We start from the raw sequence: 20,037 nt of genomic DNA, 5'->3' as shown, positions 1-20,037 counted from the left end.
GAACCTGCGCCCCTGCGCGGCAAAGATCAATGGCTTGATTTTCCGCCCCGCTCTGGCGCAGATACCTGCGTTGATGAAGGAGCCAGCCGATGTATGATGCCAACCACCTGATTTCCCGGCTGCGGGCCGCCTCAATGGGCCACGAGACGCGCAATTTCGCCACTTTCCCGGCACGGGCCAGCATGACATTCGGCGAATTGTTTGCCGGTGCCGAGCGCAACGCGGCAGCGCTGGTGGCGATGGGAGTTCAGCCCGGTGACCGGGTGGCGGTGCAGGTGGAAAAGACCATCGAGGCAATCCAGCTTTACCTTGGCACGGTGATGGCCGGGGGCGTCTTCCTGCCGCTCAACACCGCTTATACCACGCCCGAGGTGGCTTATTTTCTGGGCGATGCCAGCCCCCGCGTGATGGTCTGCGATCCCGCTCGCGAGGACGACATCGCCGAAATTGCAGGCGATGCCCGCGTGGTGACGCTGGATGGCAAGGGTCTGGGCAGCCTCACCGATGCCGTCGTGGGGCGCGGCGGCTTTGATCCGGTGCCGCGCGCAGCCGATGATCTGGCGGCGATCCTTTATACCTCGGGCACCACCGGGCGCTCCAAGGGCGCGATGCTGAGCCACGCAAACCTTGCCTCCAATTCGGAGATGTTGCGCGATTACTGGCAGTTCACCGATCAGGACGTGCTGATCCACGCGCTGCCGATCTTTCACACCCATGGGCTGTTTGTGGCCACCAATGTGGCGCTATTGGCGGGCGCGCGGCTGGTGTTTCTCAAGGGCTTCAACGCAGACGAGATATTGGAGGCGATGCCGCGCGCCACGTCAATGATGGGGGTTCCGACCTTCTACACGCGCCTGCTGGCGGATCCGCGCCTGACGCGGGAGCGGGCCGAGAACATGCGCCTGTTCATCTCCGGCTCGGCGCCCTTGTTGGTGGACACGCATGAGGAATGGGAGGCCCGCACCGGGCACCGTATTCTGGAACGCTATGGCATGACCGAAACCAATATGAGTACCTCGAACCCCTACGACGGCGAACGTCGCGCAGGCACGGTTGGTTTTCCGTTGCCGGGGGTCGAGGCGCGGATCATGGCGGATGGCAAGGAGGTCCCGCAGGGCGAGACCGGCGTCCTTCATGTGCGCGGGGCCAATGTGTTTCAGGGCTACTGGCAGATGCCGGAAAAGACCGCCGAGGAGCTGCTGCCTGATGGCTGGTTCATCACCGGCGACATGGCCCGCATGGACGAAGACGGCTATGTCACCATCGTCGGCCGGGAAAAGGATCTGGTGATCACCGGCGGCTTCAACGTCTACCCCAAAGAGGTCGAAAGCCTGATCGACGATCTCCCCGGCGTCTTGGAAAGCGCGGTGATCGGCGTGCCGCATCCTGATTTTGGCGAGGCTGTGGTGGCCGTGGTTGTCCCCACGGGCGAAGGCACCAGTGCCGAGGCGGTGAAAGCCGCACTTTCGGGGCAGCTGGCGAAGTTCAAGCAGCCCAAAGAGGTGATCCTGCTCGATACCCTGCCGCGCAACACAATGGGCAAGGTGCAGAAAAAGGCCCTGCGCGAAGATTACGCCGGGCTGTTTGCCTGAGTTTCGCCCGGCCGATAGGTCGGGCTGCGCCTGCCTGCCCCCCGGCAGGCGCATATGCGCCTCCCCAGGCAGACACCGCCCTAGTCCTTAGTGCTGATGCGCCAGATCCTCGCGGCGTTCCTGAATGGCCTGCACAAGGATCTGCCAGGCGGAATTCAGGAACAGCCCTGCCATGATCCCGGCCACGATCAGGTCCGGCCAGCCGGTGGCTGTCCCCCAGACCCCCAGCGCCGCGATCATCACCGCCACATTGCCGATGGCATCATTGCGCGAACACAGCCAGACCGAGCGCACATTGGCATCTCCGTCCTTATAGGCCGCCAGCAAGAGGACCGAGGTCACGTTCGCTGCCAAGGCCATAAAGCCGATGACGCCCATCACCTCGGCCTGGGGAATGCCCAGCACAAAGACATGGTAGAGGGTCGACCCAAACACCCAAATCCCCATCAGCAACAGGCTGATCCCCTTTGCCAGCGCCGCGAGCGCGCGGGTGCGCAGGCTGGCACCGATGACGGCCAGTGAGATCCCATAGGTCAGCGCATCGCCGAGGAAATCCAGCGCGTCCGCCTTCAGCGCCTGACTGCCTGCCATCTGGCCAGCGCCCATCTCGACCGCAAACATGCCCGCGTTGATCGCGATCACGACCCACAGGCGCCGTTTATAGGCGGCCGAAACCCCGTCGAACCGCGTCTCATGCCCGCAACATCCTGCCATTGCCATTGCCCTTGTCCTTTGTTCCGATTCGAGCTCAACCTAATGTCTCTAGTCACTAGAGGTTCAAGAGGGGTCCACGATGTTTTCCATCGGCGCGCTATCCAAGGCCACAGGGGTCAAGGTGCCCACCATTCGCTACTACGAGGAGATCGGCCTGCTGCCACCTGCCGGGCGCAATGCGGGCAATCAGCGCCGCTATGGTCAGGAGGGGCTGGAGGCGCTGGGCTTTATCAAACACGCCCGCGACCTTGGCTTTGCGCTAGAGGATATCAAGGTGCTGATGGCGCTGGACGGGGAGCTGGGCGAAGATTGCGCCGAGGCCAACCGCATCGCCTGCGCGCAGCTTGATCAGGTGCGCGCCCGCATTGCACGGTTGCAGCAACTGGCGAGCGAGTTGGAACGTATTTCCCATCTGTGTGACGGAGGCAATGGCGGTCACTGCAAGGTGCTGACGGCGCTTGGCGATCATAGCCAATGCGCCGCCGATCACGGGCCTGTTCGCAGGGCTGATTAGACCCTAACCGGTGACAATCGCCCGCTGCGCGTCATCGCCCATCGAGATCAAGGAGGGCGCCTTGGCCTGCTGCGCCTTAAAGGCGGCCTTGCCATTCATGCCTTGCCAGCCCGTATGCACCAGCGACTGCGCCACCGCGCCGCCCAGCGTGGTGCCTGGGCCGGTGACGATGAAGAGATCCGGCGCAAACTCCAGCGCCGCATTCTGCACCGCACGGGTGAAATCATAAGGCTCCACCACCTGATGGCCGAGCGTGTAATCCCACAGCGCCTGCGTATCGGTGGCGCCGGGCCACCAGACATGACCGCGCCCGTCGATCAGCGGCACCTTGGGCTGGCTGAACATGCCTGCGGCCAGACGTTTGCGCCCCTCGGCAGCGACGGGGGCTTGAAGGGAGGTATGGAAGGCCGCGTGATTGGCCAGGCGCATGGGGAACCGCTCCTCAACCACCGGCACGGCAGCCTCAAAGGCTGACAGGCCCGCCTCGTTCCCGGCCAAGACCAGCATACCGCCCAGATCAATGGACAGTGCCAGGTCGTGAACCGCGCGAGCGTTGATCTCGGCCACGATCGCAAGCAGCTCGGCCTTGCGGGCGGGATCGTTCTGCCAGTCAGCGCCTGCGAAAGGATAGACCAGCTGCCCGCCGATCAATTGCTCCTGCATCAGCGTGCCCATGGTGTTGACCACGGTAAAGCCACCCTCGGCGCTGAGCGCCCCGGCGGCGGCCAGGGCAATGTACCAGCCCATGGAATTGCCAGTGACCGCGACAACCTCGATATCCTTCGCCAGAGACTGCGCATCTGCCAGCGAAGCAGCATAGATCAGCGGCGATGCGATATCTCCGCGGGAATATTTCGAGACCGAGAACCGGGTGGCCCCGTCCAGCGTGGTGACCTCTTCCTGTCCTGCGGCGCGGCGCTGGGCGTCAAAGCCCGCAAATAGCGCAGCCTTGTCGCCGTGGTGGCGGTGCAGGTAGCCGAGTTCGGGTTTGTTGTAGGTACCCCGCCCGGGGCAGATCAGTACGGCCTTGCGGGTCATTTTGCACCTCCGGTCAGGTCAAGCGCTGCTGCCAGAATGCTTTCCTTGGACGGCAGAGTGGCCGCATAGGCGGGCCCGGTCGCGATAAAGCAATCCCCCGCCGCATGGCGGGCGAGCGACGTGACGCCGTTTTCGGTGAACAGCGCCATCAACCCTTCGGATTGGCTGCCGGTGGTGCGGCATTCATCGACGATCAGTACGTGTTTGCAGCCCTTGGTCGCCTCCAGCAGCGTCTCCGCCGGGAGCGGAGCCAGCCAGCGCAGATCGATGATGCGGGTCTTGATGCCTTTTGCCTCCAGTTCGGCCTTGGCCTGCGTGGAAAGATAGCGCCCGTTGCCATAGGTGACGATGGCCAGATCGGTGCCATCGCCGTCGATGCCGACCTCTCCTAGTGCGATCCGCTGATCCGGGGCAGGGTAGCTCCGCATCCAGCCGCCGTCCTTGGTCTCATGCAGGTCGCGCATGGGATAAAGTGCGATAGGCTCGACAAAGACCACGACCCGCTGCTCCTCGCGGGCAAGGCGAACTGCTTCGCGCATCATCATCGCGGCCTCGGCCCCGTCCGAGGGGCAGGCGATCACGATCCCCGGAATGTCGCGCAGCACGGCCAAGGAGTTGTCGTTGTGGAAATGTCCGCCAAAGCCCTTTTGATAGCCAAGCCCGGCAATGCGCAGCACCATCGGGTTCGAGAACTGCCCGTTCGAGAAGAACGGCAGCGTCGCCGCCTCGCCCCGGATCTGATCCTCGGCATTGTGCAGATAGGCAAGGAACTGGATCTCTGGCATCGGCAGGAACCCGTTGTGGCCCATGCCGATGGCGAGGCCGAGGATCGATTGTTCATCCAAAAGCGTGTCGATCATCCGGTCCGGGCCGAACCGCTGGTGCAGCTTTTGCGTTACGCCATAGACGCCGCCCTTGCGGCCCACGTCCTCGCCCATCATGACGATTTCGCCATGCTCCAGCATCAGATCGGTTAGTGCCCAGTTGATCAGGCGGGACATCGGCTGCGGCTCGTCCATGGCGCGCATGTCGCTGCCAAAGGTCTCGGCGCGTTTTTCCGGTGGCACGCCATTGGTCGGTGCGCAAACCCGCGCGGGCGGGATCAGGCTGGCGGCCACATCGGCGCCGGTTTTCAGATGCGGGCGGGTGACGACCTCGGTCCGGATGCGTTCCACGCGGTCACAAGTCTCGGTGTAGATCTTCAACGCCTCCTGCGGCTCCAGCGCGCCGGCCTCGGCCAGAAGGCGCACGGAGTGCAGCAGCGGATCGTTGGCCTCATCGGCTTCGACCTCGGCCTTTGCCAGATAGGTGGTGGGCACATCGGCGCCCGCATGGCCATAAAGACGCACGGTGCGCAGGTGCAGGAAGGCGGGCTTGCGCCGGGTGCGCACGTATTCGGCGGCCTCCAGCGCGGTGGCGTAGGCCTCGTAAAGATCCAGCCCGTCGGTCTTGAAATACTTGATGCCGGGCCGCCCCGCCATCGAGGATTCGATCCAGCCGGTCGGCGTCTTGGTGGAAATGCCGATCCCGTTATCCTCGCAGACGAACAGAAGCGGCAGCGGGATCGACTGCACCGAGGTCCAGCCCGCCGTGTTGATCGCGCCCTGCGCGGTGGAATGGTTGGCCGAGGCATCACCAAAGGAACACATGACGATGCTGTCATCGGCCAGCACCTGATGTTCCGGGCGATGGCGGCGGGCGGCACCGACCGAATAGGCGGCACCAACCGCCTTTGGCAGGTGGCTGGCGATGGTGGAGGTCTGCGGCGGGATCATCAGTGCCTTGGAACCCAGAACCTTGTGCCGTCCGCCCGAGGTGGGATCCTCGGAAGAACAGGCAAAGGACAGCAGCATGTCCCAGGCAATGCGCTGCCCCGGCACCTGATCGGCGCGGGCAATCTGGAAGGCGGCGTCGCGGTAATGGAGGAAGGCCATGTCATCGGCGCGGAGGGCACGGGCGACGGCGGCCATGCCTTCGTGGCCGGAGGAGCCGATGGTATAGAACCCCTCACCGGCCTTCTGCATGGCGCGGCTGGTCAGATCCAGCGCCCGGCTCAGCACCTGAGCGCGGTAGACCGCGACGGCTGTTTCCGGGGCAAGCCCGCTGCGCGGTGAAGCACCGGCTGGCAGCTGTCCGGCTGCAACCCGGTCCAGAAAATTCTGATGCACGATCTGGGCGCGATCCATCTGATGTCCTCATGTCAGTGTCCGGTTGGGGTTATCCTCCAGATGGGGGCGGATTTCCAATGAGTATGCAAGCTCAATTCATGACGCAATGGAATGAGTGAGCGTGTGTCAAAGGCGATTTGGAAAGGATTAAGGTTGGGTTTCAACGGGGGAACGCCCCCGGACCGGCCCCATCAGGGCGTAATTGTCGAGGTTTCCACGATCAAAAGCTTTGTTTTTCATGCAACCTTTGGGAAGGTTGGTTGAGCTAGGTCAAAGCCCGATACATTTCGCCCTGCGAATGTGTCGGCCAAAGCTTTCGGTGCGGAACCAGTCATGTTGCGCGACCCCAAGCCCTGAAGAGGAACGAATATGCGCTTTTCGCCCCGAGCCTTGCCGCTCCGAATTTCATCACTGCGTGCCTTGCTGCCGGTGATCTGCCTGCTGGCCTCAAACGGGGTCCATGCGCAGGCTTTTGATGTTGAGATGACCGAGGTCTCTGACTGGCGGCCGGTCTTCGGCAAGGTCGAAAGCGTGAAACGCGCCCTGGCCCGCGCCCGCCTGTCCGGCAACCTGTACGAGCTGAGCGCGGAGGAAGGCGACAGCGTCGCAAGCGGCGAGACCCTGGCGCGGATCGTCGATGAAAAGCTGGCGCTTGAGATCGCCGGGGTTGAGGCCGGCATCCGGGCGCTGGAGGCGCAGATCGCCCTTGCGCGGATCGATTTGACCCGCGCCTTGGAGCTGCGCGAGCGGGGCGCTTCGCCCAAGATGGCGGTGGATCAGGCGCAGACGGCGCTGAACGTGGCCGAGGAAAATCTGGCCGCCCAACAGGCCCAGCGGGATCTGTTGCAGGCGCGTCAGGCCGAGGGGATCGTGCTGGCGCCCGAAGCGGGCCGGATCCTCAGCGTGCCGGTGGTGGATGGCATGTTCGTCAATCCCGGCGAAACCATCGCCACCATCGCCACCGAGAATTTCGTGCTGCGCACCGAATTGCCGGAACGCCACGCCCGCTATCTGGAAACCGGTGAAACCGTGCGCATTCTGGCGCGCGGCGCACTGACCAACACCGAGGTACAGAGCGACGGACGCGTCGCCAAGATCTATCCCGAGCTGGTGGCCGGTCAGGTCGTGGTCGATGTGGAGGCCGAGGGGCTGGGCGATTTCTTTGTCGGGGAACGGGTGCGGCTGCTGATCGCCACCGGCCAGCGCCCCGCCATCGTGGTGCCCGAAGGGTATCTGCAGCAGCGCCACGGTGTCACCTTTGCCCGGCTCGACAGCGATGCCGAAGTGGTGGTGCAGCCTGGCGTGCGTGTCGATGGCGGGATCGAGGTTCTGGCGGGGCTGAAGCCCGGCGACCGGCTGACCCCCTATGAGGCGGCGCAGCAATGAGCACGACACCCAACACCGACGCGCGCACCGATGACGGGGCCGGGGAATCGCTGGGCATTGCGGGTTCCATTTCACGCGCCTTTATCAACTCACCGCTGACGCCGCTGCTGCTGATTGCGGCTCTGATTCTGGGGTTTGTGGCCCTGCTGCTGCTGCCGCGCGAGGAAGAGCCGCAGATCTCGGTGCCCATGGTGGATGTCTTCATCCAGGCCAACGGGTTGGCCGCCGATGACGCGGTGGAGCTTGTCGCCAAACCGATCGAGGCACTGCTGCAGCGCCTGCCCGGCGTCGAACATGTCTACAGCCAGAGCTTTGACGACCGTATCATGGCCACCGCCCGGTTCGAGGTGGGCGTTCCCGAGGATGACGCAATCCTCCGCGTTCATTCCGAAATCCGAGCCAATTTCGACCAACTGCCCATCGGCATTCCTGAGCCTCTGATCATCGGGCGCGGGGTCAACGACGTCGCTATTCTGGTTCTGTCACTCGCCCCGCGCGCGGACCTGCCGCGCGATGAGGCAGAGCGGTGGGACAGGGCAAACCTGGGCGAAGTCGCCTCGCAGCTGATGTCGGAACTGTCCAAGGCTGAGGATGTGGGCCGCACCTATATCGTTGGTGACAGCCGCACCGAAATCCGGGTGGAGCCGGACACGGCGGCGCTGGCCCTTTATGGTGTCACGCTGGAGCAACTGGCCGAGAAGGTGCGCAATGCCAACCGGTCTGAGTTGTTGGGCCGGGTGCGCCAGACCGGCGCCTCCCGCGATTTGCTGAGCGGGCAGAGCCTGGTTGGCAAGCCCGATCTGGGCCTTTTGCTGGTCACCACCCGTGACGGGCGCCCGGTCTATGTCAAGGACGTCGCCCGCGTCAGCATTGCCCCCGCCGATGCGGACAACCGCGCCTGGACCCTGCACCCTGGAGAGGCCACACCACGACCGGCGGTCTCGCTTGCCTTTGCCAAACGCGAAGGCGCCAATGCTGTCAACGTGGCCAAGGAACTGCTGCAGCGGCTGGAGATTGCCGAACGCGATTTCCTGCCCGATGCGCTGGAGGTTGAGGTCACCCGCAACTACGGTGAGACGGCGCAGAAGAAATCGGACGAGCTGTTCTCGCACCTTGCGGGGGCCAGCGTGTCGATCTTCCTGATGATCGTGGTCTTCATCGGCTGGCGTGAGGGGGTGGTGACGCTGATCATCATTCCCGCCACCATCCTGATGACCTTTGCCGCCTCCTACCTGATGGGGTTCACCATCAACCGGGTGTCGCTCTTCGCGCTGATCTTCTCGATCGGGATTCTGGTGGATGACGCAATCGTGGTGGTGGAAAACATTGCCCGCCATTGGCGGCTGGATCCCAATGGCGACAAGACCAAGGTCGCCCTGCGCGGGGTAGCCGAGGTGGGCAATCCGACCATCATCGCCACGCTCACCATCGTTTTTGCCTTGCTGCCGATGCTGTTTGTCTCCGGCATGATGGGCCCCTACATGAGTCCCATTCCCACCAATGCCTCGGCGGCGATGATCCTCAGCTTTTTCGTGGCGGTGATCTTTGCACCCTGGATCATGCTGCGGCTTCAGCGGCGGAAACCGGGCGCTGTTGCGGCTCATGGGGCAGAGGATGGTCACGGCGAGGATTCCCGCATGGCCCGCATCTATCGCGCCATTGCCCGGCCCTTGCTGGCCAGCCGCAGCGGCGCGGCCATTTTCCTAATCCTCGTCTTTGTGGCCACCGGGGCCTCAGTCACCCTGTTCGGCACCCAGTCGGTGGTCGTGAAACTTCTGCCCTTTGATGACAAGTCCGAAGTGCAGGTGATCGTCGATCTGCAGGAAGGCGCGACACTGGAAGACACCGAGCGCGCCCTGTTCGCACTGTCGCAGGCGGCCGCCGAAATCCCCGAGATCGAAAGCATCCAAGCCTATGCAGGCACTGCTGCGCCGTTCAACTTCAACGGCCTCGTGCGGCATTACTTCGTGCGGCAGAACCCGGAACTGGGCGATCTGCAGATCAACCTGGCCGACTCGGAAGAGCGTGATCGCCAAAGCCATGCCATCGCGCTGGACCTGCGCGCGCGGCTGGCCGAGGTGGATCTGCCCGCAGGCACATCGGTCAAGGTGGTCGAGGTGCCGCCCGGACCGCCGGTTTTGGCAACGCTGCTGGCCGAGGTCTATGGCCCCGATCCTGAAACCCGCCGCGAGGTGGCCACCGGCCTGCGCGAGATCTTTACGGACGTGGATTTCATCGTCGATGTGGACGACAGTTTTGGTCACCCGCCCGAACGGCTGCGGATCGAGATCGATCAGGCCAGCCTTGATTTCCACGGGGTGGAGCAAAGCGCGGTCTATGACACGCTGTCGCTGCTGTTTCATGGCACAACCGTCGGCTATTCCCAACGCGGCGGCGGGGTGCGGCCTATCCCGATCAGTCTGAAGCTGAGCGAGGAGCGCCGTCAGGTCACCGAAGCGCTGCTGGCGACACCCTTGCCCGCCCGTGGTCCCGCCGGCATCGGTGAGGGCAACGTGGAACTGGGCGAAGTGGTACGCGTCTCGGTCGAGCAGGGCTCATGGCCGGTGTTCCGCAAGAACGGGCTGGATCTGGAGATGGTCACCGCCGATCTGGCGGGCCGGTTCGAAGCGCCGATTTACGGCATGATCGCGGTGCAGGAGGAGATCGACGCCCGCGATTGGCCCGAGGGGATGAAGCCTGAGGTCACCCTTTACGGTCAGCCGATGGATGAAAGCAATCCGATCCTTTTGTGGGATGGCGAGTGGGAGGTCACCTATGTCACCTTCCGCGATATGGGTGCGGCCTTTGGTGCGGCGCTCATCGGGATCTATTTCCTGATCGTCGGCCAGTTCCGCAGCTTCAAGCTACCGCTGGTGATCATGACGCCGATCCCGCTGACTCTGATCGGGATCACCCTGGGCCACTGGGCGATGGATGCGCCCTTCACGGCGACATCGATGATCGGTTTCATCAGCCTTGCCGGGATCATCGTGCGGAACTCGATCCTTTTGGTGGATTTCATCCGCCGCGAACAGGACAACGGGCGATCATTGCATGATGCGCTGCTGGCGGCGGGGGGCGTGCGCTTCCTGCCGATCTTCCTGACGGCGATCACGGCGATGTCGGGCGCGGCCTTTATTCTGGTCGATCCGATTTTCCAGGGGCTGGGGATTTCACTGCTGTTCGGGCTGGCGACCTCTACCGCGCTAACGTTGCTGGTCATCCCGGCGATCTACTGGGCGTTCCGCGGCGGTCGCGACACGGCATAATGCATCGGTTTGGCGGGGCTTGCCCCGCCGGGCCCCTATCGCCGGTCGTTTCCAGAAGGAGGGAAAAGCACCGCGCTTTGATCCTGGTCATCTGCGCGGGCCATCCCGCCACCTATGATTGTCAAAGACGCGCCCCGGCGTGGCGCGGCAAGCGGAGGGGAGGATCATCATGGCGACAGCGCCGATCACAAAACCGGACAGCGTCAGGGCCGGTGCCAATATGACCGATTACGATACCCTCTGCGCCGGGTTTTCCTGGAACGACGCGCAGGCGCTGATCGACGGGCTGCCCGGCGGCAAGATGAACATCGCGCATGAGGCCATCGACCGCCACGTGGCCGCGGGACATGGGGCGCAATTGGCCCTGCGCTGGATTTCGAAATCAGGATCGCAGCAGGATTTTACCTACGCCGCGCTACAGACGGAAACCAACCGCTTCGCCAATATGCTGCGCAGTCAGGGACTGCAAAAGGGGGACCGGGTCTATGCCCTGCTGGGCCGGGTGCCGGAGCTTTACATCGCCGCCCTTGGCACGCTGAAGGCAGGCTGCACCTTCTGTCCGCTGTTTTCGGCCTTCGGTCCCGAGCCGATCCGCTCGCGGATGGAGATCGGGGGCGCCAATGCGCTGATCACCACCGCGCGGCTTTATAAGCGCAAGGTGAAAGCCCTGCGCCCGGATCTGCCGGATCTGCGGAAGGTCTTTGTCATTGATCAGGCCGCAGAGGATACCTTGCCGCTGACCGACCTGATGGCGGATGCCTCGGAGGAGTTCACCACCGAAGCCATGGACCCCGAGGACACTGCCCTTTTGCATTTCACTTCGGGCACCACGGGCAAGCCGAAGGGCGTCGTGCATGTGCATCAGGCGGTGGTCGCCCACAACTGGACCGGGCGCATCGCGCTGGATCTGCGGGCGGGCGATACCTATTGGTGCACCGCCGATCCGGGTTGGGTGACCGGCACGTCCTACGGGATCGTCGCGCCCCTGACCAACCGCGTTTCGATGATCGTTGACGAGGCCGAGTTTGACGTCGCCCGCTGGTATGACATTCTGGAAGGCGAGGGCGTCAACGTCTGGTACACAGCGCCAACAGCCATCCGCATGCTGATGAAGGCTGGCACCGAGGCGCTTCAGGGGCGTGATTTCCCCGCCTTGCGGTTCATGGCCAGCGTCGGCGAGCCGCTGAACCCCGAGGCGGTGATCTGGGGAAACGCGGCCTTTGGTCAGCCGTTCCACGACAATTGGTGGCAAACCGAAACCGGCGGGATCATGATCGCCAATTATGCCGCGATGGATGTGAAACCCGGCTCAATGGGAAGGCCGCTGCCGGGGATCGAGGCGGGAATCGTCGAAATGGACCCGGAAGGAGACTCTCTGCGCGCCCTGAACAAGCCGCAGGCGATGGGAGAACTGGCCCTGCGTCCCGGCTGGCCATCGATGATGCGCGGCTACCTGCACGAACAGGCGCGCTATGACAAATGCTTCCGCGATGGCTGGTACCTGACCGGTGACCTCGCGATGCGCGATGCGGACGGGTATTTCTGGTTCGTGGGCCGCGCTGACGACCTGGTCAAAAGCGCGGGTCACCTCATTGGCCCATTTGAGGTCGAAAGCGCCCTGATGGAGCACGAGGCCGTCGCCGAGGTCGGCGTTATCGGCATTCCCGATGAAACTGCGGGTGAGCTGGTGAAGGCCTATGTGGCGCTGAAACCGGGGTATGAGCCGGATGAGGATCTGCGGCTTGATCTGCTGGGGCACGCCCGCAAACGGCTGGGGCCTGCGGTCGCCCCGAAAGAGATCGCCTTTCGCAAGAACCTACCCAAGACCCGCAGCGGCAAGATCATGCGCCGCCTTCTGAAAGCGCGCGAGCTGGGCCTGCCCGAGGGCGATATCTCAACCCTGGAAAGTGACGAGACATGAGCATCGACCATGTGAAACCCCGCCTAGACCACGCCCATGTCCGCGAGCTGCTGAAGGCGATGATTCGCATCCGCCATTTCGAGGACAAATGCGCCGAACTCTACTCCCGCGAAAAGATACGTGGGTTCCTGCATCTCTATGATGGGGAGGAAGCGGTTGCGGCGGGCATCATCCCGCTGCTCAGCCCGCAGGACCGGGTGGTCGCCACCTACCGCGAACACGGTCATGCGCTGATGCGCGGGGTGCCCATGGGCCGCGTCCTGGCGGAAATGTACGGCAAGGCCGAAGGCTGCGCCGGGGGGCGGGGCGGTTCGATGCATATGTTCAGCCGCGATCACAATTTCTACGGCGGCAATGCCATCGTCGGCGGTGGCTTGCCTCTGGGCGCTGGCCTTGCGCTGGCCGACCGGATGCAAGGAGCCGAAGCCGTGACCGCCTGTTTCTTTGGCGAAGGCGCGGTGGCCGAAGGCGAGTTCCACGAAAGCCTGAACCTTGCCGCGCTCTGGAAACTGCCGGTTTTGTTCGTTTGTGAAAACAACGGCTATGCCATGGGCACGGCGCTGGACCGCTCGGAATCGCAGACCGACATTCACGCCAAGGCGGCCAGCTATGGCATCGACAGCCACGTGGTCGACGGCATGGATATCGTCGCCGTTGAAGGCGCTGCGCGGAAGGCTCTGAAGGCCATCGCTGACACCGGCAAGCCGCAATTTCTGGAATGCCGCACTTACCGTTTCCGCGCGCATTCCATGTTCGATGCCCAGCTTTACCGCCCCAAGGAGGAGGTCGCCGACTGGCGCGCCAAGGGGCCAATCGTCCGGTTCCAGACCTGGGCCGAGGAAAATCATCTGCTGCGCGCGGGCGAAGTGGATGACATCACCGCAGAGGTTAACGCCGAGATTGCCGAGGCCGTCGCCTTTGCCGAGAGTGGCACAGAGGAGTCGGCGGCGGACCTCGCCAAATATGTAATGTCGCCTGATCGGCCCGCGCCGCCCGAAGTCGCGCCGCCCGGAAAACCTGTCACCACCACCTACCGCGCCGCAGTGCGCGCGAGCATCATCGATGCCATGACCCGCGATCCCCGTGTCTTCCTGATGGGAGAGGACGTTGGCCGTTACGGTGGCTGCTATGCGGTCTCCAAGGGGCTGCTCGATCAGTTCGGTGAGGACCGCATCCGCGATACACCGCTGTCGGAATCCGGTTTCACTGGCGCCGGGATTGGCGCTGCCATTGCCGGGATGCGGCCCATCGTCGAGGTAATGACGGTCAACTTCTCGCTGCTTGCGCTGGACCAGATCCTCAACACCGCCGCCACCTTCCGCCATATGTCGAACAACCAGTTCGGGGTGCCGGTGGTGATCCGCATGGCCACCGGCGCGGGGCGGCAGCTGGCGGCGCAGCATTCGCACTCTTTGGAAGGCTGGTACGCCCATATCCCCGGCCTGCGGGTGCTGGCACCTGCGACGCTGGAGGACGCGCGTGGCATGCTCTGGACCGCACTCAACGATCCTGACCCGGTGCTGATCTTTGAAAACGTCATGCTCTATAACCGTGAGGGGGAGCTGGCTGAAAACGCTGGTCCCGTGGATATCGACCGCGCCGTGGTCCGGCGGGCGGGCACGGATATCTCGCTGATCACTTATGGCGGATCCCTGTTCAAGACGCTGGAGGCGGCCGAGGCGCTGGCGCAGGAAGGCATCGACGCGGAGGTGATCGACCTGCGCTCGCTGCGGCCCCTGGACCGGGAGACGATCCTGTCCTCGGTGCGCAAGACCCGCCGCGCGGTAATGGTGGATGAGGGTTGGAAGAGCGGCAGCCTGGCGGCTGAGGTTGGCATGATCCTGGCGGAAGAGGCCTTTTGGGATCTGGACGCCCCCTTGGCCCGGGTGTGTAGCGCCGAGGTGCCGATCCCCTATGCGGCGCATCTGGAACAGGCGGCGATCCCGCAGGTGGCCGAGATCACCGCAACCGCCCGCCGGGTGATGGGGGCGACCCCATGAGCGATTTCCTCATGCCCTCGCTTGGGGCGGATATGGAGGCGGGCACCCTGATGGAACAGGTGGTTGCCGTGGGCCAACCCGTCACGCACGGCGATATCATCGCCGTGGTGGAAACCCAAAAAGGCGCCATCGAGATAGAGTGCTACGACACCGGAACGGTCACGGAATGGCTGGTCGGCATCGGGGAGAGCGTGCCCGTAGGAACGCCGCTGGCACGGATCGATACCGGGGAGACAGCAGATGGGCGGACTGCTGAACCTGCGCCTGTGCCAGAGGCTGAAAAGCCCAAACCCCGGGCGGTCGCAGAGCCTCCGCAACCGGCATCATCTGTTCCTACCGGTACACGCATTGTCGCTTCTCCAGCGGCACGACGCTTGGCGGCTGAAAAGGGGGTGGACCTCAGTGCAATCTCGGTGCCATCCGGCCATCCGGTCCGCCACGCAGATGTCGCCACCCATATCAAGGCAGGCGGCAAGACTGCGCCGCAGGATACTGGCCTCAGCGCCATGCGGCAGGCGATTGCCGCCGCCATGTCGCGCTCCAAACGGGAAATTCCGCATTTCTACCTCACCCATCAGATGGATCTGACCGTGCTAGACGCCTTCATCGCTGAGGTAAACGAAACCCGCGCCCCTGAGGACCGTGTTCTGCCGCCAGTGTTCTACCTGCGCGCCATGGCGCGGGCGCTGAAGAAATACCCCGAGTTCAACGGCCATTTCGAAGGTGGCACATTCACCCCGGCCAAGGAGGTCCATATCGGTCTTGCCATCGCGCTGCGTGGCGGCGGGCTGGTGGCGCCTGCGTTGTTTGATGTGGCCGCGCAGGAGCGCGACGGGCTGATGGCGCAGATGCGCGATCTGATCGGACGGGTGCGCGCGGGCCGCTTCAAGGCGCGCGAATTGTCGGATGCCACCATTACCCTCACCAGTCTGGGGGACCGCGGCATCGACGGGCTGTTTGGGGTCATCTACCCACCACAGGTGGCCATCGTCGGCATCGGTACGCCCGCGCTGCGCCCCTGGGTGGTGGATGGCAAGGTGGTGCCGCGCCAGATCGCAACCCTGACACTGGCCGCAGACCACCGCGTCAGCGACGGCCATCGCGGCGCGCTGTTCCTGCGCGCCATCGACCGATTTCTACAGGAGCCCGAAACCCTATGACCCGCACCGAGATAGAACAGGCCCTTGGCGAAGAGCTGACCCGGATCGCGCCGGATATCCCGCTGGACGACATCGACAGCAGCGCCGATCTTCGGGATGAGTTCGACATCGATTCAATCGATTTCCTGAACCTCGTCACCGCGCTGGGCAAACGGTTCTCTCTGGAGATGCCAGAGGCGGATTATGCGCAGATGGACAGTTTCGACCATCTGGTGGAGTATCTGGCGGCCCGGGTGGCCTGACTAGAGTACGGCCCGGCCGAGACCCACAAGGCACAGCGCCAGAAGCAGCCACAGCACGATGCGGCGAAAACGCCTGTCGTGGTTCCCATAGCGGGCAAAACAGATTGAGCCCAGCCATAGGCCGATGAACAGCAGGGGCAGGGCGGCTGCGATATGCCAAAGGATCTGCCCGCTGTAATGACCGGATACCGTCAGAAGCGCGCCAGCCCAGAGATCAGTGAAGAAGAAATAGGCGATCATTGTCGCCCGCATGGCCCGTGAACTGATCGCGGTTGTGGTGAAGAACAGGCCCAGCACCAGCCCGCTCATTGCAGTGGCGCCATTGACCACACCGGCAATGAAGCCGGCGAGGGACAGAACCATGGCGGTTGGAACTGTGGGCCGGATGGGCCGCAGCAGCAGCGTCAGAACCGCGCCGATGATCAAGACGTGCACGCCGATCCGCATCGCCTGATCCGGTACATGGTCCAGCAGTGCCACCCCGATCGGATTGCCGATCAACCCGGCCAGCAGCAGATAGACAAGGGCGCGGCGCTCCACATCCCTCAGCACGCTGCGTGATTGTCCCAGCGATGCGATGATCTCAAGCGCGATGGACATCGGCGCGATCTGGCTGGCAGGCAGCCAGAAGATCAGCCCTGCCATCAGGACAGTCGAAAAACCGAACCCCGAATAACCACGCAGAAAGGCCGCTGTGAAAACCACGGATCCGGCCAGAAGCAGATCAACCGCGTTCAACGTCGCGCCCCCGAAGGCTGGCCCGGCCTGACGGCTGCGTTCCTTGCTCGCGGTCATGTTCCGGTGTGAGGTTGAACAAAAGCAGGATTTGCCCGGCAATCAACGGCACCAGGCTGAGCGCTGCAGCCAGACCCAATCCCGGCAGGCCGGGGTCGGGAAGATCCAGCAGCGCCGACAGCGACGGCAGCCACAACGCCAGTGCCAACAGACCAGCACACAGGGCCAGCGCTGCCCAAATGTATGGGTTCCCCGTCACGTCGTTGACCAGTTGCCGCCCGCTGTTCCCCCGCACATTGAAGACATTCCACAGCTGCGCAAGGGCCAGTGTAACGAAGGCCACCGTGATCGCCTGCCCGGTCTCCAGTCGCAGCCAGTAGAGCGCCAGGGCAAACCCCGACAGTGTCGCGCCTGTGATCAGCAGGCTGAGAACACCGATCAACGCCCATTCCGGCCGTCCGGCAATGGGCTCCGAGGGATCGCGGGGCGGCCGGGACATGATCGCTCTGTCTCCTTTGCCCAGCCCCAGTGCAAAGGCCGGGAATACATCGGTCACGAGGTTCAGGAACAGGATCTGCAAGGGCAGAAGCGGTGCGGGCAAACCGGCGCCGACGGCGATGCCGACAACCAGCACCTCGCTGACGTTGCAGGACATCAGGTAGACGACGAATTTGCGGATATTGTCAAAGATCACCCGCCCCTGCCACATGGCCTCAATCAGGGTGCCGAAGGCATCGTCTTTCAGCACCACATCGGCCGCCTCGCGCGCGACCTGTGTACCGCGTTTACCCATGGCGATGCCGATGTCCGATTTCTTCAGCGCCGGGGCATCGTTGACGCCATCTCCGGTCATGGCAACCACATGCCCGGCCTGCTGGAACAGGCGCACAAGTGTCAGTTTCGTTTCCGGCGCCACACGGGCAAAGACATCTGCCGCCAGCACCCTGTCACGCAAGGCGAAATCCGCTGTATCAGGGTCGAAATCCCGCAGGTCATCGCCTTCGATCACCGTGAGGTCGCCCAGAGTTAAGCCGGCGTCCCGCGCAATTGTTGCCGCGGTGTCTGCATGATCGCCGGTGATCATCGCGACCCGCACCCCGGCCGCTAGGCTGGCGCGGATCGCATCGGGCACATCAGCGCGCAGCGGGTCAAGGAAACACACCAACCCCACCAGCGTCAGGCCCTGATAGGGATTTTCGTCGGGTATTTCGGAGTGTTTGATTGCCAGCGCCAGCAGCCGCAACCCCTCGCGCGCGGCGGCGCTTTGCCGGGCTGCCCATTCCTGCCGCGCTGGGCCATCCAGCGGCGCCGGACCATCCGGCAGCAAGTGAGTGTCGCAGGCTTCGATCACCGCTTCGGGCGCGCCTTTGATGGCGTAGATGAACCCGCCCCGGTCCCCGTCCGCGGCGCGGTTGACGCTGGCCATCATCTTATGCTCGGGGTCAAAGGCGTGTTCGGCCACCTGGGGGAAATCCCGCTCAAGCTTCGCGCGGGTCATCGCGGCTGCTTGGGCGGCGTGCAGCAGTGCGACCTCCATTGGCTCACCGCTGGCGCTGTCTCCGGTGGCCGGATTGCCGGTTTCGGCATTGTTGCACAGCACCCCGATCCGCAGCGCCAGATCGAAGCGGTCGTCAGCCGGTGCGGCGGCATTTTTCGCGGGCCGGACCTCGGCGCCTTCGAACAGGTAGCGCACCGCCGCCATTTTGTTCTCTGTCAGTGTGCCGGTCTTATCAGTGAGGATCAGCGTCGTTGCCCCCAGAGTTTCTACCGAGGACAACCGGGTGATCAACGCATTGTGCGCCGCCATGCGCCACATGCCGCGCGCCAGACAGAGGGTGGCGACGATCGGCAGGCCTTCGGGCACCGCCGCCACCGCCAGCGCCGTGCCGGTGCGGATCATGTCGATCAGCGCGTGACCGCGCAGAACGCCCGCTGCGATCATCAACGCGGCCAGAGCCAGCGTCAGCCAGACCAGCCGGTGGCCGAGCCTGTCCAGCCGCCGCTCCAGTGGCGATATCTCGGCCTCGGCGGTTTCTGTCAGGGCACTGATCTGGCCGATTTCGGTTGTCATCCCGGTGGCCACGACGATGGCCTCTCCGGCGCCGCGGGTGATCGCGGTCCCCTTGAACACCATGTTGTGACGGTCCGGGATCCCGGCCTCCGGGGCGACCGGGTCGATACTCTTGGAAACGGGCAGGGATTCCCCAGTCAGGATCGATTCATCGCTTTGCAGGTTCGAGGCCTGAAGCAGACGGAGATCGGCGGTGACGATGTCTCCGGCATCGAGGATCACGATATCTCCCGGAACCAGTGCGCGGGCATCGATCCGGCGCACTCTGCCGTCGCGGCGCACCAGCGTCCTGACTTCGGCAATGCGCAGCAATGCCTCCATCGAGCGGACCGCGCGCAATTCGGTGAAAAACCCGATGGCGCCGTTGAACAGGATCACCACCAGGATCGCCAGACCTTCTGGAATGTCACCGAAAGCAAAGGACAGCCCGGCTGCCATGGCCAGCAGCCAGATGATGATGCTGCGGAACTGATGCACCAGAAGCAGCAGCGCGCTTTGCGGCTTTTGTGCCCGCAGCTGGTTTCTGCCGTGGCGGGCGCGGCGGGCGGCAACTTCGGCGGCGTTCAGGCCGCGGGTCGGATTGCAGGCCAGCGCCGCAGCTACATCCGCTGCAGGCAGGGCGAAAGGCAAGGCGTCTGGTGCTGTGCCCGTCACCGGTGCCATATCACTCTCCGTCACGCGGTGCGGGACAACCTGGAAACTGCCCATCCGGAAATGTCAGGTGGCGGCCGGGTCACACCGGAATTGCGTGGCCGTGCTCTGCATCCTCCACCGCAGCGGAGACCGAATCCAGCGTTTCCTTGTTGGCGCTGACTTCACCGGCGGTGACATACTCTGCACTGCGGGTGCAGAAATCGACCCATTCCTGGACGTCTTCGGCCACCCGCTCGGCGGATTGCATCTGCCAGTCGTGCAGCACCTTGGCCGCCGCACCCGGATCGACCGGAGCAGTGCCGAACAGCTCTGCCGTGGCCTGCAATGCGGTGCGGGCCGCCGTGTGGCGGCGGTCGAACCAGTGTTTTGAAAATTGTTCGGCCTCTTGCAGGATCTTTTCCTGGACTTCCCAGAATTGATGCGCCTGCGGGCCCAGCAGAGGATTGGCGGAAAACAGAGCCTGCGCCGCCTGATCAAAGCCGCCGGAGGTTTTCGATTCAGATTGAGTTTTGGCCATGGGACACCTTTGGTTGTGCGTCATAAGACAAACACCGGGTGCAGCGGATCCGCTCC

14 protein-coding genes are annotated in these 20,037 nt (G+C 63.8%); 8 read left to right on the top strand and 6 right to left on the bottom strand.

The annotated features are described in order from the left end of the window. Positions 1-89: 89 nt before the first annotated feature. Positions 90-1,592 (top strand): malonate--CoA ligase, encoded by a 1,503-nt coding sequence (locus SM764_RS09400; protein ID WP_369001625.1) that lies wholly within the window; start codon positions 90-92, stop codon positions 1,590-1,592. A gap of 87 nt (positions 1,593-1,679) precedes the next feature. On the opposite strand, the gene SM764_RS09395 is transcribed toward SM764_RS09400, so the two are convergent. Further along, the gene (locus SM764_RS09395; protein WP_369001668.1) at positions 1,680-2,306 is read right to left on the bottom strand and encodes a cation efflux transmembrane domain-containing protein; all 627 of its coding nucleotides are present in this window, start codon (positions 2,304-2,306) and stop codon (positions 1,680-1,682) included. A gap of 79 nt (positions 2,307-2,385) precedes the next feature. Between SM764_RS09395 and SM764_RS09390 the strand changes: the two genes are divergently transcribed. Next, entirely contained in the window at positions 2,386-2,820 is a 435-nt protein-coding gene (locus SM764_RS09390) for a MerR family transcriptional regulator (RefSeq protein ID WP_369001623.1), read from the top strand. Between the two features lie 3 nt (positions 2,821-2,823). Here SM764_RS09390 and SM764_RS09385 read toward each other — a convergent pair whose 3' ends face one another. Both SM764_RS09385 and SM764_RS09380 read right to left on the bottom strand, forming a co-directional pair. Next, on the bottom strand, positions 2,824-3,858 hold the full coding sequence (locus tag SM764_RS09385; RefSeq protein ID WP_369001622.1) for an ACP S-malonyltransferase: 1,035 nt from the start codon (positions 3,856-3,858) through the stop codon (positions 2,824-2,826). After that, on the bottom strand, positions 3,855-6,044 hold the full coding sequence (locus tag SM764_RS09380; RefSeq protein ID WP_369001621.1) for a dehydrogenase E1 component subunit alpha/beta: 2,190 nt from the start codon (positions 6,042-6,044) through the stop codon (positions 3,855-3,857). Before SM764_RS09380 ends, SM764_RS09385 begins: the two co-directional genes overlap by 4 nt. A 351-nt stretch (positions 6,045-6,395) precedes the next feature. Between SM764_RS09380 and SM764_RS09375 the strand changes: the two genes are divergently transcribed. The 6 genes from SM764_RS09375 to SM764_RS09350 all read left to right on the top strand — a co-directional run bounded on the left by SM764_RS09375 (position 6,396) and on the right by SM764_RS09350 (position 16,004). Then, the gene (locus SM764_RS09375) at positions 6,396-7,412 is read left to right on the top strand and encodes an efflux RND transporter periplasmic adaptor subunit (protein ID WP_369001620.1); all 1,017 of its coding nucleotides are present in this window, start codon (positions 6,396-6,398) and stop codon (positions 7,410-7,412) included. Then, positions 7,409-10,681 (top strand): efflux RND transporter permease subunit, encoded by a 3,273-nt coding sequence (locus SM764_RS09370; RefSeq protein ID WP_369001619.1) that lies wholly within the window; start codon positions 7,409-7,411, stop codon positions 10,679-10,681. The genes SM764_RS09375 and SM764_RS09370 overlap by 4 nt, the downstream gene beginning before the upstream one ends. 169 nt (positions 10,682-10,850) lie before the next feature. Next, a complete protein-coding gene (acsA, locus tag SM764_RS09365; RefSeq protein WP_369001617.1) occupies positions 10,851-12,602 on the top strand; it encodes an acetate--CoA ligase in 1,752 nt (583 codons plus the stop codon). Beyond that, the gene (gene pdhA / locus SM764_RS09360; RefSeq protein WP_369001616.1) at positions 12,599-14,602 is read left to right on the top strand and encodes a pyruvate dehydrogenase (acetyl-transferring) E1 component subunit alpha; all 2,004 of its coding nucleotides are present in this window, start codon (positions 12,599-12,601) and stop codon (positions 14,600-14,602) included. The genes acsA and pdhA overlap by 4 nt, the downstream gene beginning before the upstream one ends. Next, the gene (locus SM764_RS09355; RefSeq protein ID WP_369001615.1) at positions 14,599-15,762 is read left to right on the top strand and encodes a dihydrolipoamide acetyltransferase family protein; all 1,164 of its coding nucleotides are present in this window, start codon (positions 14,599-14,601) and stop codon (positions 15,760-15,762) included. The genes pdhA and SM764_RS09355 overlap by 4 nt, the downstream gene beginning before the upstream one ends. After that, on the top strand, positions 15,759-16,004 hold the full coding sequence (locus tag SM764_RS09350; RefSeq protein ID WP_369001614.1) for an acyl carrier protein: 246 nt from the start codon (positions 15,759-15,761) through the stop codon (positions 16,002-16,004). Before SM764_RS09355 ends, SM764_RS09350 begins: the two co-directional genes overlap by 4 nt. On the opposite strand, the gene SM764_RS09345 is transcribed toward SM764_RS09350, so the two are convergent. The 3 genes from SM764_RS09345 to SM764_RS09335 form a co-directional block, all read right to left on the bottom strand. After that, positions 16,005-16,799 (bottom strand): sulfite exporter TauE/SafE family protein, encoded by a 795-nt coding sequence (locus tag SM764_RS09345; RefSeq protein WP_369001612.1) that lies wholly within the window; start codon positions 16,797-16,799, stop codon positions 16,005-16,007. After that, positions 16,729-19,473 carry a cation-translocating P-type ATPase gene (locus SM764_RS09340; protein WP_369001611.1) on the bottom strand — a complete coding sequence of 915 codons (2,745 nt, stop codon included), beginning with the start codon at positions 19,471-19,473 and terminating at the stop codon, positions 16,729-16,731. The genes SM764_RS09345 and SM764_RS09340 overlap by 71 nt, the downstream gene beginning before the upstream one ends. Positions 19,474-19,543: 70 nt before the next feature. Next, positions 19,544-19,981: a hypothetical protein gene (locus SM764_RS09335; RefSeq protein WP_065271946.1), complete on the bottom strand. Its 438-nt coding sequence runs from the start codon at positions 19,979-19,981 to the stop codon at positions 19,544-19,546. Positions 19,982-20,037: the final 56 nt, after the last annotated feature.

Source organism: Pseudophaeobacter sp. 1A16562, from assembly GCF_041008785.1.
GTDB classification, from domain to species: Bacteria; Pseudomonadota; Alphaproteobacteria; order Rhodobacterales; family Rhodobacteraceae; genus Phycobacter; species Phycobacter gallaeciensis_A.
The sequence above is the reverse complement of the archived record's forward strand: the minus strand, read 5'-3'. Positions and strand labels throughout refer to the sequence as shown.